The organism is Bradyrhizobium sp. ORS 285 (genome assembly GCF_900176205.1).
Classification (GTDB): Bacteria; Pseudomonadota; Alphaproteobacteria; order Rhizobiales; family Xanthobacteraceae; genus Bradyrhizobium.
Genome location: NZ_LT859959.1, coordinates 1170863 through 1187111, shown reverse-complemented (window position 1 = coordinate 1187111; position 16249 = coordinate 1170863). Strand labels below are relative to the sequence as shown.

The 16249-nt window shown below is 59.8% G+C and carries 11 protein-coding genes and 5 pseudogenes; 6 read left to right on the top strand and 10 right to left on the bottom strand.

The window, feature by feature from the left end:
• Positions 1–429: 429 nt before the first annotated feature.
• Together BRAD285_RS05220 and BRAD285_RS05215 are read right to left on the bottom strand one after the other, a co-directional pair.
• Positions 430–936, bottom strand: a complete 507-nt coding sequence (locus BRAD285_RS05220) for an aminoacyl-tRNA deacylase (protein ID WP_006610113.1) — start codon at positions 934–936, stop codon at positions 430–432.
• 12 nt (positions 937–948) lie between these two features.
• Positions 949–1734, bottom strand: coding sequence for a DUF6875 domain-containing protein (locus tag BRAD285_RS05215; protein ID WP_006610112.1), 786 nt, complete (start codon positions 1732–1734; stop codon positions 949–951).
• A 370-nt stretch (positions 1735–2104) separates the two neighbouring features.
• Here BRAD285_RS05215 and BRAD285_RS05210 point away from each other — a divergent pair, with 370 nt between their 5' ends.
• Positions 2105–2560, top strand: coding sequence for a hypothetical protein (locus BRAD285_RS05210; protein ID WP_006610111.1), 456 nt, complete (start codon positions 2105–2107; stop codon positions 2558–2560).
• A 133-nt stretch (positions 2561–2693) separates the two neighbouring features.
• Here the strand turns inward: BRAD285_RS05210 and BRAD285_RS05205 are convergent, their stop codons facing one another.
• Entirely contained in the window at positions 2694–3014 is a 321-nt protein-coding gene (locus BRAD285_RS05205; protein WP_035646313.1) for a hypothetical protein, read from the bottom strand.
• A 122-nt stretch (positions 3015–3136) separates the two neighbouring features.
• Entirely contained in the window at positions 3137–4012 is an 876-nt protein-coding gene (locus BRAD285_RS05200; RefSeq protein ID WP_172889740.1) for a DDE-type integrase/transposase/recombinase, read from the bottom strand.
• 501 nt (positions 4013–4513) lie between these two features.
• Between BRAD285_RS05200 and BRAD285_RS36120 the strand changes: the two are divergent.
• A pseudogene (locus BRAD285_RS36120) lies at positions 4514–4651 on the top strand (IS21 family transposase); the annotation flags it as partial.
• A 3-nt stretch (positions 4652–4654) separates the two neighbouring features.
• Here BRAD285_RS36120 and BRAD285_RS05195 read toward each other — a convergent pair.
• The 4 genes and pseudogenes from BRAD285_RS05195 to BRAD285_RS05185 form a co-directional block, all read right to left on the bottom strand.
• A pseudogene (locus BRAD285_RS05195) lies at positions 4655–5058 on the bottom strand (transposase); the annotation flags it as partial.
• Between the two features lie 43 nt (positions 5059–5101).
• A protein-coding gene (locus BRAD285_RS05190; protein WP_371507534.1) for an IS3 family transposase occupies positions 5102–6300 on the bottom strand; the annotation gives its coding sequence in 2 pieces (ribosomal slippage) (positions 5102–5892 and positions 5892–6300; 1200 coding nt in all).
• Positions 6301–6666: 366 nt separating this feature from the next.
• Positions 6667–6987, bottom strand: a complete 321-nt coding sequence (locus BRAD285_RS35190) for a hypothetical protein (protein WP_006612810.1) — start codon at positions 6985–6987, stop codon at positions 6667–6669.
• Between the two features lie 84 nt (positions 6988–7071).
• Entirely contained in the window at positions 7072–8769 is a 1698-nt protein-coding gene (locus BRAD285_RS05185; RefSeq protein WP_035647011.1) for a methyl-accepting chemotaxis protein, read from the bottom strand.
• 1129 nt (positions 8770–9898) lie between these two features.
• On the opposite strand from BRAD285_RS05185, the pseudogene BRAD285_RS05170 reads away from it, so the two are divergent.
• Positions 9899–10799: pseudogene (locus tag BRAD285_RS05170) on the top strand (integrase core domain-containing protein).
• 107 nt (positions 10800–10906) lie between these two features.
• Here BRAD285_RS05170 and BRAD285_RS05165 read toward each other — a convergent pair.
• Positions 10907–11389: pseudogene (locus BRAD285_RS05165) on the bottom strand (DDE-type integrase/transposase/recombinase); the annotation flags it as partial.
• Between the two features lie 279 nt (positions 11390–11668).
• Here BRAD285_RS05165 and BRAD285_RS05160 point away from each other — a divergent pair.
• The 3 genes and pseudogenes from BRAD285_RS05160 to BRAD285_RS05150 all read left to right on the top strand — a co-directional run.
• A complete protein-coding gene (locus BRAD285_RS05160; protein WP_087877593.1) occupies positions 11669–13447 on the top strand; it encodes an EAL domain-containing protein in 1779 nt (592 codons plus the stop codon).
• A 602-nt stretch (positions 13448–14049) separates the two neighbouring features.
• Positions 14050–14283 (top strand): TolC family protein, encoded by a 234-nt coding sequence (locus BRAD285_RS36115; protein ID WP_244563581.1) that lies wholly within the window; start codon positions 14050–14052, stop codon positions 14281–14283.
• Between the two features lie 43 nt (positions 14284–14326).
• A pseudogene (locus tag BRAD285_RS05150) lies at positions 14327–14975 on the top strand (transposase); the annotation flags it as partial.
• Between the two features lie 61 nt (positions 14976–15036).
• Here BRAD285_RS05150 and BRAD285_RS05145 read toward each other — a convergent pair.
• Complete coding sequence (locus BRAD285_RS05145; RefSeq protein ID WP_087877558.1) at positions 15037–16236, bottom strand: IS256 family transposase; 1200 nt, start codon at positions 16234–16236, stop codon at positions 15037–15039.
• Between the last annotated feature and the right edge of the window lie 13 nt (positions 16237–16249).

Here is a 16249-nt window from a genome sequence, read left to right as displayed (position 1 = left end):
AGGAGCGCCAGCATAGCGGTGGCGCCGCCGCCAGGCGGGAAACGGTACCGAGCGCCCGGGACGACGGGCTCCATATGCCTTGCGCGCAGGATCGTCACCGTATGGCCGAGACGCAAAGCGGCTTGGGGAGCGAAGCGAGTAGAGCCCCTTCCCTGACGGGGACGAGCAGCTGCCCGACCTGATCGACCGTCAACGAACGCCTCGCCCATGACGTTCAGAAGGAGTTGGAACATGGCGAGGCCTCCCCAGTAAACGCGAGGCTTTCCTTGACGAACTGAACACGCCCCCCTTCCCCGTGAGCATCCGGAGGCGTGGTCAGTTAAGGTGCGGTGCAGGTCAATGCCGACGAGTTGCCGATCGGTCTTCTGGTCGAGCGTACTGACCCGTACATTACCCAGAATGCGAAGTCCCGGGCCGCATGATTGGACACTAGGTCAGCACGATCTGCGCCACCTGGCCTTGCGCCACGTCCAGCAGCGCCCGAGGCCGCACCTCGAGTTCTGCACCAACAACACCGGCACCAACGAGGATGCTGTCAAATCCGAGCAGACTTTCGTCAAAGATCAGAGGGATATTACCAAGACCGAACGGCGAGACGCCCCCCGGGGGGTAATCCAGCAGGCGCTGCAACTCGCCTTTGCTCGAGAGTTCGGCGCGCGGCCATCCCATAAGTTCGGACACGCGCGCGAGGTTGATCCGACTGCTGCTGGGTACGGACACCGCCGCGTATTGCCCCGCATGTGATAGCGAGCGCTGATCAGATGTCACGCCGGCGTTCGCCAGCAGGACGGTCTTGACGATGCGAACTATGGGATAACCCAGAGCCTTCGCAAAATCGGCTGGCGATCGGATCGGCTGCGCGAGGCTGGCATGCGCAACCACCCGAATCGGCCTCTGTTCTGCCAGGGCTGCTTCGATCTTCGGATGAACATTCATCTTTACACTCCTTCATGGTGCCGGGCCGACACCGCTGCGTAGCGCCGGCCCCGGGGTTGTTGTTAGTGAACCAGACAGGTTTGGTTGGCCGCCTTTGACGCGCATCGCATCGATGCGGCGCATACCTTCTAGGCCGAACAGGTGGAGATAGCCGTCGAGGTACTCGTCGGTATCCATGAAGGGCGCGTCGTATTTGGTGATGTGGCGGATCGCCAAGCACGCCAGCGGCGCCTGAAGCGGCCGGAACGCGGGGTTATGCAAACCCGGCTCGGGGCAACCGGGGTGGAATTGCCCGACCATCATCCCGGCGCGAATGTACGCCGATTTGAGGCGGCGTTGCAGCGCATCGATGACCTCGGGCGCGGCATCGGCGCCGACGTGGGGAAACACCGCAATAATGGACTTCAGGATTTGGTCGCCTTCAGCGTTGCGCCCTTTCGGCGGGCTGGCGGGTGCCATTGCCTGGAAAACGGGAATGATTTCCCGCATCGCGGCGTCCACGCTTTCAAGGTCGGACGTTCCCACGATAGTCGCGCGGAAAAGTCCTCGCTGCAGTGCATGAGGCACGAAGGGGCAAACATTGCCATCACGGCCCAAGTTCGGATGCGGCTGGGCGAGGAAGTCGTAGACGTACCCAGCGACCTGCTTCAAGGCCGTTTGAGACGCTTCCGAGTACCAGCTGAACCCCGCCTCGCGGCTCTCAGCAACGATTTCGTCAATGCGGATGAGAGGACCGAAGATCCGGAAAGGCTTTTGGAAGCTTCGCCATTCGCCGGGCAGTTCAACTTCGCTCCACATCGAGGTCTCCTGACGTGAGGACCCGAGAACTCGCCGTATTGACAAGCCCTTCATCTTGCAAGAAAATCGTCGATTTTCCTGATGACGTTTAACCTGAAAGTCGGGTCTGGACGCTTACGACGCCCAGGCCCTTTTTAGCATATTGCACCAATCTCTGTACCAGATCAGTTATAGATAGTGGTACATTATTTTCCATTGATAGAACAATGAGGTGGCCAGAAAATACCCCCAGATTGTTGCAGATCAGTCACCATTTCGTGAGAAAAAATAGTAAGATCGTTGTGGCAAATGGCTGGGGGCACGTTACCTGATTTGCGAACGCACGCGATTACGTCGTTGCCTCCGCGAGCTGTGATCATTAGGGGCCTCGATGTCTGCAACGAGCAAATACGCCGACGAACATATTGCCGCCGCGCTTGCGAATCACCGCAATGCGTTCTCGGACTTCATGCACGAGGTTCTCGCCGATCATCGGGGAGACATGATGTTTCACTTCTACATCGACAACCTGCTGGTAGTCATTTACGAGCACCATCTTCGCGGCAAGCACATCAACAAGACGCAAGCTTACCGCTTGATTCCGATCGGGCACACCAATACGTGCAAAAAGTATGTTGAGGAGGCCGCTAAGCGCGGCTTCATAAGATTCGTTCCCGACGAAAAAGATTCACGGCGTCTAAATGTTGTACCTACAGATGATTTGATCTCCTACGTACGGGCAAAGGTCGAAAGGCAGATCGACGAGGCGCGCGAATTGATTGGGCGCGTAGCCGAAGCTAAGCCGCTTCCAAGAGACAACCTGGCCCTCGCCGCTTATCCGAAGTGAGACGAAAGTACAATTCGGCCGACCGATAGCCGCATTTGAGCTTCTGTGCCCAATTGGAGACCATGGCTGTCGACCGGCGTTCAAAAATGCCCCCGCGTATTGCCTCAGCGAGGAATGTTACCCGGACGAAGGTCTACGAACCGGCCCAGACCGGTCTCTGGCCGCGGCCAACTCGGTTTGGAGGGGGTGTGGGCGGGGCGGAGTGCTCATCACACGCAGCGCCGTCCACAGCCCCGGGCCGTATTTCGTCGACGGGCATGGATACGATGGCTGTCTCCGCCACTTTCCGCCGGAGGGACCGAAGCAAGCGCTGGACGATGGAATCCTGCTTGTCGCTGAACGTCAGGGGATCAATGGTGGTGAGCCGGCCCACGATGGTCAGTGCAGTGAGCTGCGGCTCGACGGCGAGCCAGCTCTCGATCGTCGCGAGATGGGGATCGAGCTTGGACGGCATGCGAACGCGCTTTTTGTATCGCCGTTTCGGCAGGCGGTGCGTAGCCCGCACCTCGGTGGTCTTTGCCGAGTTGCCAAGCGACCGGGCGAATGAGCGCGGGTCGACCGAAGATACCTTGGCAGCTATCGCAGACCGCGCTTGCCGATCCGTTCGCCGAGCTCTTCTTGTGCCGAACGGATCGTAGCAAGCAATTGCACGGGGGCGAGAGTCCGATATGTCTCGCGCAGACGGCGCTTGATCGCCGAGGGAAGTTTCGGGTGTTCGAGTGCACGTTCGTACGGTGTAGTGGGCGGATGATAGCGTTTGATGATCCTGGCACCCTCGCGTCGCTTCTCTTTAAGCTTGAATGACGGCTGGAAGAAGTTCACCAGCAGGCGTGCCGCCGCGGAGAGACGTGCCATCACCCGGGCCGTCTCGACCCCGTCGAAGCGTCCGTATCCGACAAGCCGCCTGACCACCGCGCCGTTCTTCTGCTCCACGAAAGCCTGATCGTTCTTCTTGTAGGCACGTGACCGCGTGACCTCGATCTTCTGTGCTCGGCACCATGGAACGACGACGTCGTTCATGAACGCGCTGTCGTTGTCGAAGTCGGCGCAACAGATTACCCAAGGGAACAGGCCCTGTGCTCGCGTCATCGCTTCCACGACGAGGCTGCCATCGCGTGTCACCAGAGGCAAGCATTCCGTCCATCCCGTTGCGATGTCGACCATGGTCAATGTCTGGATAAACGAGCCGGCGACGCTGGTTCCACCGTGCGCAACCATGTCGATCTCGCAAAAGCCCGGCGGCGGGTTTGCCCAGTCATTGAACCTGCGGATCGGCACCTCGCGTCGAAGCGCCGAGTAGAATCCGACACGCCGCCGGCGTCCCCCAGCGGCCGCAACTTTGACGTCGATCAACATCCGATCAATCGTTGCCGCGCTCAGAGTTGTCAGCAGCACTCGCTCGGCGCTCGTCGGCTTCAGCCGGCCATGCCGCTCCAGCGCGGGCAACAGCACTGGGATCATCGATACAAGTTACCGCAGACACGATCGGAGGCCTCCCACAGCGCGACCAGAGCGTCGCGCACGCTGGCGTATTTGCGCCGCCGACTTGTCGCTGGTTCGGATCGGCCCGTTGTCCCTTCGTCGAGTGATGGTCTGGGCCTGTCGCTTCCAGCCGACAGTGCCCGCACCGCGTGCTTGCGGTGCCAAACCGTCGTTGCTGTCAACTCGTCAAAGATCCTACCCTTCTCAACCCGTCCAGCCGCACGGTAGCGCTCCGCCACCGCGGCCAACATCTCGCGCCTTGCGCCCATGCTGATCCCGCTCGCCATTGGCGCCACCGACCTGATTCGGTAACGCCGCCCCAGTCATCGGCGGAATTGTCCGGTAACATTTTCGTGTTATCCGGCGTGCAAATTTGCCCCCCTAAGCCGGGGGATCGGCGTCCAAAATTGACCCCCCGATTGTTGGCCGTAGCAGGCTGCCCGCTTCGGGTTGAAGCGGGGGGTCAGGGGGATGCTGGTTGTGGAGACGATTGCGCGGATCAGGCGCGAGCACTTCGTCAAGGGCAAGACGATCAAGGAGATTGCCCGGGACCTCAAGGTCTCGTGGAACACCGTCCGCAAGGTGCTGCGGTCGGGCGAGACATCATTCGAGGAGGGCGGCCTGGTCGGAGCGACGGGATCTGTAGTGGTAGGTCGACCTGTCGAACTCCAGGGCCTCGCAGGCCCTGCGGATCGACACCTGCCACTTGCCGCAGATCTCGTCGACCAGCTTGCGCTTCCGACCAGGCTTCACAGCTTTCGGCGGATCATGTCCTGCAGCATCTCCTTGTCGAGCGACAGATCGGCCACCAGCTTCCTCAGCTTGCCGTTCTCGTCCTCGAGCTGCTTCAGCCGCCGCATCTCGGTCGGCAGCAGCCCGTCGTACTTCTTCTTCCAACTAAAATAGGTCGCTGGGCTGATCCCGGCCTTGCGGCAGATGTCCGTGACCGGCACGCCGTCGTTGCCCTGCTTCAGAATGAACGCCTTCTGGGCGTCCGAAAACTTCGAGGCCTTCATCGTCTTCCGCTCCTCCCAGCCGGGGAATCCGCAGCGCAAGACTCTACCCAAAAATGGTCCAGTTTCCCGGCCTCAGATCAGTTTTACGCCGATTGGCGCGGGTGGAGCAATGGGCGAGCGGCGGAGCTGGTCGGGGTTGCGCAGCCGATCGATCGCCCGTTGCGGTGAATGTGGCAGCGTAGGCCGCCGGGGTCTGGTATTGCAGCGAGGAGTGAGGCCGCTCGCCATTGTGGCCGGCGACCCATGCAGCAATTTTGCTCCGTGCCTCGGCGATGCCGAAGAACAGCGTCTCGTTCAGCAGCTCGTCGCGCATCCTGCCGTTGAAGCTTTCGACGAAGGCGTTCTGGATCGGCTTGCCCGGTGCGATGAAGTGCCAGGCGATGCTGTTGTCCTGGCACCAAGCCAGCATCGCATTGCAGGTGAAGTCGGTGCCGTTGTCGGACACAATTGATCCCGGTTTGCCGCGCCAAGCGACGATGGCCGTCAGTTCTCGTGCCACCCGCCGGCCCGAGATCGAGGTGTCCGGGATCGCGCCCAGACACTCCTTGGTGACATCATCGACGATGTTGAGGATCCGGAAGCGCCGACCGTTGGCGAACTGGTCGGAGACAAAGTCCAGCGACCAGCGCGCATTCGGTCTCGCTTCCACCGGGATCGGAGCCCGCATCCCGATCGCCTTTCGACGAGCGCGTCGCTTGCGCACCGTAAGCCCTTCATCGCGGTACAGCCGATGGATACGCTTGATGCCGGATCGTTCGCCCTCCCGTCGCAGCAGGATGAACAGCCGACGATAGCCGAACCGCCGCCGTTCGTTGGCAAGCTCGCGCAGTCTGCACGAAGCTCGGCGTCCGAGGAGCGACGAGACTGGTAGAGCACCATCGTCCGATCCGCCCCGACGATCGAGCAGGCCCGCCGTTCCGACAGGCCGAGCTTGGCCTGCAGGTGCGCCGCTGCGGCGCGCTTGGCGGCAGGCCCTACCATTCTTTTTGAAAACAGCTCCCGCAGCGCCGCCGCATCGAGCATCTGCTCGGCCAGCAGCTTCTTCAGCTTGGCATTCTCGTCCTCGAGCGCCTTGAGCCGCTTGGCCTCGGAGACGTCCATGCCCCCGAACTTGGCCTTCCAATTGTAGAGCGTCGCCTCCGAGATCCCGTGCTTGCGAGCCAGATCGGCCGTCTTCGCACCGGCCTCGGGCTCTTTCAAAACCGCGATGATCTGCTCTTCCGTGAACCGCTTCCGCTTCATCTGTCCGTCCTTCGTCAGGGCGGACTCTAAATCCTTCTGGAGGAAATTTTTAGGGGCAGGTCACATGCTCTGGTCCTCTCAAGGGGCCAGAACAAACTTCAAACTGGATTAAGCCCTAGGGGCAAGGTCATTAATGCCGCCAAAGAACGCCAAAGAAGGGGGAATAGCGGGATGTTGTTAAAAACGTACTCTACTGAGAGGCCAGAGTCGATCTCTCAAAGACGAGTGACACCGATTTGTTCCAACCTACGAAAGCCACTAGCGAGAGCACGATGCGGTCGCAGGAGTGGTTCAAACTCCTTTTGCGAGCACCAGAACAAGAGCGCGAGAAAAACGCGGGCCAATGTAGTCAACCGTCGAGTACGATCACGCCGCTCTGGTCAACCGAGCGTTGCTAAGATGCTCGCGGGCGATCGACATCAACGCTTCTGCTATTTTTAGCTCGTCGCTCAGGCAACTGAAGCTCCTCGCCCATTGGTCAGCCGGCTGACTATGGTCCTTTGCGACCTGATGTTCGAGCTTTTCGATCGCCATTCGACATATGGCGACCTGGGCCTCTAGTTGATCGAATTGGTCGCCAAGCGCCGTCGATGCCCGGCCGGCCAAGAGCGAAGACAACTCATTGAGGAGTTTGTACTTTTTGAGTTCATTCGCACGATTTATAGGAACTCGCACTACATTGTACATCTTATGTTACCTCGGCTCCAAAGACGGAGCAGGTTCTGCCGCGCTGGAGCCGGCCACCCTCGGCTCCCGCCCATTTGGGTCGTTTTAGGCTGCTCGGATGGTCGAGAGGAACCTTCCAATTTCGGCCTTCAGCCTTTCACTGTCCCGCGCCAATGATTTTGCCGCCGACAGCACCTGGCCGGAAGCGGAACCGGTCTCAGAAGCTCCGCGCTGCACTTGACTTACGTTCACCGAAACCTGATGCGTACCAGCAGCGGCCTGCTGGACGTTACGGGAAATTTCCTGCGTCGCAGCCCCCTGTTGTTCCACGGCGGCAGCGATCGCCGAGGCGATCTCGGAGAGCTTCTCGATCGTAGTCGATATCGCCTTGATTGCATCGACCGATTCATGGGTAGCCGCCTGGATGCTGCCGATCTGCTGACCGATCTCTCCGGTCGCCTTCGCCGTTTGCTCAGCCAGCGCCTTTACCTCGGTTGCAACCACGGCAAAACCACGGCCGGCCTCGCCGGCACGCGCTGCCTCAATCGTGGCGTTCAGCGCAAGTAGATTGGTCTGCCCAGCGATCGTGTTGATGAGCTCGACCACATCACCGATGCGGCCCGCTGCTTTCGACAACTCCGCCACCTGCTCGTTGGTCTTGCGGGCCTGCCCGACCGCGTCGTTTGCCATCCGGGCCGACTCCTGAACCTGGCGGCTAATCTCCGTCACGGAGGACGACAGTTCCTCGGTGGCGGACGCCACCGACTGGACGTTGGTCGACGCTTCTTCGGTAGCCGCGGAAACCGTGGTCGACAGCTCCCGAGACCGCTCCGCCGTCGTGCTGAGACTACCAGCGGATGCCTCAAGCTGCGACGACGCCGATGAGACGGTATTGACGATGCCTTCCACGGCCTGCTCAAACCGGTTTGCGAGCTCGAGCATATCGCGGCGGCGCTGTTCGACCCCGGCCCGCTCGGCCTGTTCTTGAGCCTGCTTCAGACGGGCCACTTCGAGTCCGTTAGTCTTAAACACCTCTACGGTTTTAGCCATGTCACCGATCTCGTCACGGCGAGCCGTATCCGGCACGACCGTTGTAAGATCATTGTTGGCCAGCCGCTCCATCGCGGCCTTAAGCCGCACGATCGGACCCGACATCGACTTCAGGCCAATGAACAACGCAGCCACAACACCGAGCAGAAGGGCTAGTCCGCCGACCATGATCACGTTGCGCATAGTCGCAGCGACCTCGCCCCTGGCAGCCTCACGTTGCTTGTTTACTCGATTGATCATCACAAGTGAAAATGCACGAATATCATTGAGCAAGTTGTCAACGACGGGGTCGCAATCTTTGCGAACACGGTCTCCAACTTTGGCATTCTCTTCAGCGGTCGTCGACTTTGACGCGGCGACCAAGCTTGGATCACACGCAGCAAATACCACCTTAAAACGCGAGGCAAAGTTTCGGATCTCACTCGCTTGAACTGCACTGTCTTTTGCCGCCATTTCCAACAAACCAGCGGTGCCGTCGCGCGCCTCAACCGCAATTTTCATGCGCCGAGCGTTTGCTTCATCTGTGACTTCAGTTAGCAACGCGTAAAGGGCCCCATGGTACGTTTCGACGCGACGCTGAGCGCGGACGAGGCCAAGATTTGCCGACAGATCTGATATCAATCCAGAAAAGTCCTCGACCGTCCGCCCTAGCTGCACAGTGCTGTATATCACGATGCCCACAAGCGCGGCGCCGAGAACAGCAACAATAAGACTCACCTTCCAGACGATCTTGATATTTTCTAACAGCTTCACTACCTGTGCTCCACACAAATTCGACGAGATCTCACCCCAACTCTCAATGAGTAAAACAACTTTCTCTTAACGATGCCCCAAAACGCGGAACCGTATAACTGCGGATTACAGCTTATAGTTTAGGCACATTTGTCTCGCGTCCGCGAGTGTCCGAAATTTCATAGGCGGCCTAAGATGCTTATACCCGTCCAGGGCGTTCACAGACTAGCAATCTACGCGAGGAATTTGTCGAACGGCTCGCTGATACAATCTAAGGATCGCGCCAGCCGCTCTTCGAGCCGATCGATCAGTTGTGCCGTGGCGTATTCCTGCGCGACCTTCTCGCGAATTGCGCAAGGTCCCGATCGGTCGCGGCGGCAAGCCGTTGAGCTTCGGCGGCAGCCGCCTTTGCCTCGTTGGCAATCGCCTGTCCGGCCTTCGCCGACGCCTCGTTATTCGTGAGCGACACCGCGCTGCAGATCAGAAGGCCGATGACCTTCCCCTACGCGGTGCCAAGAATGCCAATGAGCCATTCAGGGATCGGGATCATTTGGCTATAGCCGATGCTTTGAGGCCCTCGTCGCGCACGTTTGAGCGGGAGACACGAAGCCGATGATTGGCCTCGATCCGGGCGGCCAGCTGCCAACGCCAAGCCACGCGAGCGTTGTCGCAGGGCTTGATCCTTGGAGCGGGCACTTCGTCGAGCACGAGTGCCGACTCGTGCGACATGGTGAAGCTCGGCGATGGCCTAACGCTCGCCGTCCTCTGGCAAGCTGCCAGGGAAGTCGCTAGGAGCGAGAACGCAAGCAGCACTAGGACGCGCCTTGAGGAGTTGTGCGTAGTCATCAATTTCGCCCTGAGCTTCCTTGGCGCGGAGCGCCGCTTCGGTCAATGGAGGCGGAAGTCATCTGGGCACTATTGCTGGTCCCGCCTCGCACAAAGCCTGGGGCTATGAAGGATGCAATTGAAAGCGCGACAAAGCTTAAGGTCGTCGTTGATAAGTTAAACGATCAATAGCTCGCCAATCTTGTCTATTTATTCGTTGGTGTCGACGCCGACTAGGGATGGGGTGATCTGAGGCCGGGAAACTGGACCATTTTTGGCTAGAGTCTTGCGCTGCCGATTCCCCGGCTGGGAAGAGCGGAAGACGATGAAGGCCTCGAAGTTTTCGTACGCCCAGAAGGCGTTCATCTGAAGCAGGGCAACGACGGAGTGCCGGTCACGGACATCTGCCGCAAGGCCGAGATCAGCCCAGCGACCTATTTCAGTTGGAAGAAGAAGTACGACGGGCTGCTGCCGACCGAGATGCGGCGGCTGAAGCAGCTCGAGGACGAGAACGGCAAGCTGAGGAAGCTGGTGGCCGATCTGTCGCTCGACAAGGAGATGCTGCAGGACATGATCCGCCGAAAGCTGTGAAGCCTGGTCGGAAGCGCAAGCTCGTCGACGAGGTCTGCGGCAAGTGGCAGGTGTCGATCCGCAGGGCCTGCGACGCCCTGGAGTTCGACAGGTCGACCTACCACTACAGATCCCGTCGCTCCGACCAGGCAGCCCTCGAAACAAACGAGACCTGGGCGATGGACTTCGTCCACGATCAGCTGGCAACCGGACGTAAGCTACGGGTGCTCACGATCGTCGACATCTTCTCCCGATTCTCGCCAGCGCTGACACCGCGGTTCACTTTCCGCGGCACCGATGTCGTGGAGATACTGGAAGGGGTCCGCGATGAAGTGGGATTCCCGGCAACGATCCGTGTCGATCAAGGCACCGAGTTCGTGTCGCGCGATCTCGACGTCTGGGCGTATCAGCGCGGCGTCACGCTGGACTTCTCCAGGGCCGGCAAGCCGACGGACAATGCTTTCATCAAGGCGTTCAACGGACGCTTCCGGGAGGAATGTCTCAATGCCCATTGGTTCCTGACGCTTGCGGATGCCGAGGAAAAAGTGGAGACTTGGCGCAGGTACTACAACGAAGAACGGCCGCACGGCGCGATCGGCAACAAACCGCCGATTCTGCTGCAAAACCACGATGGCGCAACCGGCCCGCCACCGTGATCAGGGCGCAAAACTCTAGTTCTGGGTGGTCTAAAATTCGGCCTCACTGCATCGTCAGGGCGGACTCTAAATCCTTCTGGAGGAAGTTCTTAGGGGCAGGTCAAGGTGAACAGCGTCTCATTCAGAAGTTCATCCCGCAGGCGGTCGTTGAAGCTCTCGATGAAGGCGTTCTGCATGGGTTTGCCCGGCTCGATGTAGTGCCAGGCGACACAGCTCTGATCGGCCTATGTCAGGATGGCATTGCTGGTGAGCTCGCTGCCGTTGTCGCTCACCACCATCCTGGGCTTGCCGAGCTCGGCGACCAGCCGGTCCAGCTCCCGAACGACCCGGGCGCCCGAGAGTGAGGTGTCGGCCACCAGCGCCAGGCACTCGCGGGCGCAGTCGTCGACCACGGTCAGGATACGGAAGCGCCGGCCGTCGGTCATCTGATCCGACACAAAGTCGAGCGACCAGCGATCATTCGGGAGCAGCGGCACCGTCATCGGCGCACGTGTGCCGAGGGCCCGCTTGCGGCCACCTCTGCGGCGCACCGTGAGCCGTTCCTCCCGGTACAGCCGGAACAGCTTCTTGTGATTGACCAGGTAGCTTTCGCCGACCGACAGTTTTATGGCGACCATCCCCGACTTGCGTTGGTAAAGGCGGTTGACCAGATGGAGCAGTATCTAGCCAGAAGACTGGCAAACGGCAAAAAACCATCACGCCGACAAGACTCAGCGTGCCATAGCACCATCGCGGCTGTCCGGCTGCTTAACCAATCACTAGGTCTATTCGATAGATGCGAGGCACCGTTGCACGCTTCGCGCGATTTTCATTGGACCTTTCACATTTGGCGTACGTATTTCGCCCGGACACCATCGTCTGGAGCGACTATGACCGCGCAATATAACGAAGCACAACGACTCGACGCTCTCACGCGGCTCCGGTTGCTCGATACGCCACCAAGCGAAACGTTCGATCGAATAACGCGTACAGCCAGCAAGCTCTTCGAACTCCCGATTGCCGCCGTATCCCTGACCGATAGCGATAGGCAGTGGTTCAAGTCACGAATCGGAGTTCAACACGACTCGATCCCGCGCGACAAAGCGCCTTGCGCGGAAGTTGCCGAGACCGCTAGCGTGGTCGTCGTTCCCGACCTGATGGAACACCCGCGCTATTCAACAAGCCCATTGGCCGAACAGGGAATCCGGTTTTACGCTGGTGCGCCTCTTATCACGCGTGATGGCCATGGACTGGGCGCCCTGTGCGTTCTCGGTGTAAAGCCTAGAGCAGTATTAAAATCTGAGCTTACGGCATTGAAAGACATGGCCGAGATGGTGATGGCACAGATCGAGCTGCAACACGCCTTTGGCCGGATCGACCCAGTCAGCGGCCTCCCGAACCGCCTCCAGTTTTTCGAAGATCTGATGGATCTCGCACGGGACCACAACAATACGCAACACATCGCTGTTCTCGTCGATCTGGCGAGGGATGAGCAAATCAGTAGCGGCACGCGCGTCATGGGCGCTGGCTACATAGATGATATTGTTCGCGTCGCTGCTCGACTGGTCCGCGAAGCGCTTGGTTCAAGTCGGACAGCCTATCACGTCGGTGCAACGCAATTCGCCTTCCTCGCGCCTCCTGATGTGGACCCATCCGAGTATCAGACACGTTTACAGGACTTTCTCGACAGAATAGCCAAAGGATCGACTGGCAGCTTTCTGAAGACGGCCTCTATCGGCCTTGCGCCATTCCGCCCGAGGGAGACCGAGCCTTTGGCTATCCTGAGGATGGCGCACAGCGCTGCGCTGGAGGCACGCAGATCGCTGAATGCGGTGAGGAAGTATTCGCCTGAAGAAGATCAAGTCCATGTACGACGCTTCGCGATTTTGAAAGACTTCGGGGTGGCTCTGCACGAGGGCGGGAATCAGTTTCACCTCTTGTTTCAACCCCGCATTGACATGAACACCGGAGACTGTTCCGGCGCTGAGGCTCTCATGCGGTGGAGCCATCCCCAATTGGGCCCGGTCCCGCCGAGTGAGTTCATCCCGATCGTTGAGCAGACGACGCTGGCCCGAGAAACCAGCGATTGGGTGCTCAAAAGCGCGATACGGCAACTCGGATATTGGCACGCTAGCGGCCGACAGCTGACACTTTCAGTCAATCTTTCTGCGACGAATCTCGAGGAGTCAGATCTCGTTCAGCGCGTTCAGCTGCTGTTGCTGAAGCACCGCGTTCGCCCGCAGTTCCTCGAATTGGAGCTTACCGAGAGCGCGGTTATGCGAGACGGTGAGCGCGCCATGTGGCAGCTGAGCGCTCTACGTTCCACCGGCATACGGCTCGCCATCGACGATTTTGGGACGGGACATAGCAGTTTGTCCTACCTTCAACGGCTCCCCATTGATGTCGTGAAGATCGACCGGTCTTTTATCAAAGAGCTTGGGACAGGCAGAAAACCAAAGTCGTTGGTTAACTCCATGATCACGCTGTCGCATGAACTCGGTTATCGGGTGGTTGGTGAAGGAGTCGAGACCGCTGATGTCGCGGAGCTACTACGTGAGCTTGGATGTGATGAAGCACAAGGCTACCTATTCGCGAAGCCTATGGGGCCGGCGGAGTTCGAGCGATGGCTATCCACTCCCAAGGGGATTTCACATCGAATTGCTTCATAATGATCCGGCTTCAGAATGATAGGGCGGCCTTCGTGCTGTGACAGAGTTGGTTGGGCCTATAGCTTTTGAGAGCTGATCGATTGCGGTAGGCGCCGCGGATCCAGGCTTGGCCTCGCTATCTGGACGATTGATAGTCAATGCCGTATCTTGATCTATCGGCGATATCATCTCACCTCCGAGGGCGTTGTATCCCCCCTGGTTCTGCACTTAAGTATGCATAGCAAGAACCCCGTACGACCCCGGACAGGGGCACATCAAATTGGCGAAACTTCGCTGCAGCGTGGCTGAAAGTCAGTATTTCTCAGAGTCCTGAATCGAGCCCGGACAAATCCTGCTTGTCTCGAAACTTCATATTAACCACCAAAAGCAAATGCTGATCGGGCCTGCAACCTTTGCTAACGAAGTCTCAAATGTGGCGTTCAGTCTGTAACTGCCTTATTAAGAAGCTCTGCTTAGCGACGGCGTGCGCATTAGTTGGTTGCCAAACGACCACAGGGCATCCTCCGCCAGCGATCGGCCTCCCGGATCGTTTCACGACCGGATCGACAACACCTGTACCCACCCGGTTCGTGGCTTGGTGGCGTCAAGTCGACAACAAGGAATTGCGGAACCTGATCGATCGCGGTCTATCCAACAATCTCGATATCGAGAAGGCCGTCGACTGTCTTCTGATCGCGCGTCAAAATGTCACCATCGCGCGTGCGGACGGATTGCCGCAGATCGGCGCTGGCGGAACGACACAATCGTTCGGCGCGTCGCCGTCTGATCTGCTCAGCACGACGTCGACGAACTCCGCTGGTGATCTGAGGCCGGGAAACTGGACCATTTTTGGCTAGAGTCTTGCGCTGCCGATTCCCCGGCTGGGAAGAGCGGAAGACGATGAAGGCCTCGAAGTTTTCGTACGCCCAGAAGGCGTTCATCTGAAGCAGGGCAACGACGGCGTGCCGGTCACGGACATCTGCCGCAAGGCCGAGATCAGCCCAGCGACCTATTTCAGTTGGAAGAAGAAGTACGACGGGCTGCTGCCGACCGAGATGCGGCGGCTGAAGCAGCTCGAGGACGAGAACGGCAAGCTGAGGAAGCTGGTGGCCGATCTGTCGCTCGACAAGGAGATGCTGCAGGACATGATCCGCCGAAAGCTGTGAAGCCTAGTCGGAAGCGCAAGCTCTTCGACGAGGTCTGCGGCAAGTGGCAGGTGTCGATCCGCAGGGCCTGCGACGCCCTGGAGTTCGACAGGTCGACCTACCACTACAGATCCCGTCGCTCCGACCAGGCCGCCCTCGAACAACGGATCAGGGAGATCTGTCAGGTTCGCGTCCGCTACGGTTATCGCCGCATTCACGTCGTGCTTCGTCGCGAAGGATGGCGCCACGGGCAGAACAAGACGCGGCGGGTCTATCGCGAATTGGGCCTGCAATTACGCAACAAGGCGCCGAAGCGTCGAGTCAGGGCCAAGTTGCGGGATGATCGCAGGCCGGCGACGCGATCGAACGAGACCTGGGCGATGGACTTCGTCCACGATCGTGTCCCATAGAGTGGTGTAGCTGGCATGGTGGATCACCGGGCGATTCCGGTGCGGGCCGAGCTGGTCAGCCTGCCACGGCGGGCAGGCCAGCAATGGGATCATCGCTCAAAGGCGCGATGGTTTCCAGAGTCATGTAGCGGGCGCGCTGGACGGCCCACTCGTCGTTCTGCTCGAGCAGGATCGCACCGACGAGACGGACGATTGCTTCCTCGTTTGGGAAGATGCCGACGACCTCGGTGCGGCGCTTGATCTCGCCATTGACCCTCTCGATTGGATTGGTCGAGTGCAGCTTGGCGCGGTGCTGTGCCGGGAAGCTCATATAGGCGAGCACGTCAGGCTCGGCCTCATCCATGAGGGCGGCGAGCTTGGGCACGTTGGGACGGATCTGGTCGGCGACCTTGCGCCATTGCGCCTTGGCTGCCTCGGCGTCGTCCTGGGCAAAGGCCGTGGCGATGAAGGCGGAGACCACGCGGCGCCCGCTCTTACCGGCATGAGCGAGAGCGTTGCGCATGAAGTGAACGCGACAACGCTGCCAGGTGGCATTGAGCACCTTGGCGACGGTGGCCTTGATGCCCTCGTGAGCATCCGAGATCACGAGCTGCACGCCACGCAGTCCACGGCGTGTGAGCTTGCGCAGGAACGCGGTCCAGAACGTCTCGGCCTCGGACGGGCCGACGTCCATGCCCAGCACCTCGCGTCGGCCGTCGCTGTTGACGCCGATCGCGACGATAACCGCGACCGAGACGATGCGCCCGTTCTGGCGCACCTTCACGTAGGTGGCGTCGATCCACAGATACGGCCAGTCGCCTTCGATCGGACGGGCGAGAAAGGCCTTCACCTTGTCGTCGATCTCGCCACAGAGCCGGCTCACCTGGCTCTTGGAGATGCCGCTCATCCCCATCGCCTGCACGAGGTCGTCGACCGAACGGGTCGAGACGCCCTGGACGTAGGCTTCCTGGATCACGGCGGTCAGCGCCTTCTCGGCCATCCGGCGCGGCTCCAGGAAGCCCGGGAAGTAGCTTCCCTTGCGCAGCTTGGGAACGCGCAGCTCGACCGAACCGGCCCGCGTCTCCCAGGTCCGGTCACGGTAGCCGTTGCGCTGCGCCAGACGCTCGGAGCTCTTCTCGCCATAGGCCGCCCCGGTCAGCCCGGCGACTTCCATCTCCATCAACCGCTGCGCTGCAAAGCCGATCATCTCGCGCAGAAGATCCGCGTCCGGGGCCTTCTCCACGAGTGCGCGAAGGTTCATCATCTCGTCGGTCATCGGTGGTTCCTCG

Excerpts from the sequence above, each read along its gene's own strand:
- BRAD285_RS05220 (WP_006610113.1), bottom strand. The coding sequence starts at position 936 with ATGAATGTTCATCCGAAGATCGAAGCAGCCCTGGCAGAACAGAGGCCG.
- BRAD285_RS05215 (WP_006610112.1), bottom strand. The coding sequence starts at position 1,734 with ATGTGGAGCGAAGTTGAACTGCCCGGCGAATGGCGAAGCTTCCAAAAG.
- BRAD285_RS05210 (WP_006610111.1), top strand. The coding sequence starts at position 2,105 with ATGTCTGCAACGAGCAAATACGCCGACGAACATATTGCCGCCGCGCTT.
- BRAD285_RS05205 (WP_035646313.1), bottom strand. The coding sequence starts at position 3,014 with ATGCCGTCCAAGCTCGATCCCCATCTCGCGACGATCGAGAGCTGGCTC.
- BRAD285_RS35190 (WP_006612810.1), bottom strand. The coding sequence starts at position 6,987 with ATGTACAATGTAGTGCGAGTTCCTATAAATCGTGCGAATGAACTCAAA.
- BRAD285_RS05160 (WP_087877593.1), top strand. The coding sequence starts at position 11,669 with ATGACCGCGCAATATAACGAAGCACAACGACTCGACGCTCTCACGCGG.
- BRAD285_RS05145 (WP_087877558.1), bottom strand. The coding sequence starts at position 16,236 with ATGACCGACGAGATGATGAACCTTCGCGCACTCGTGGAGAAGGCCCCG.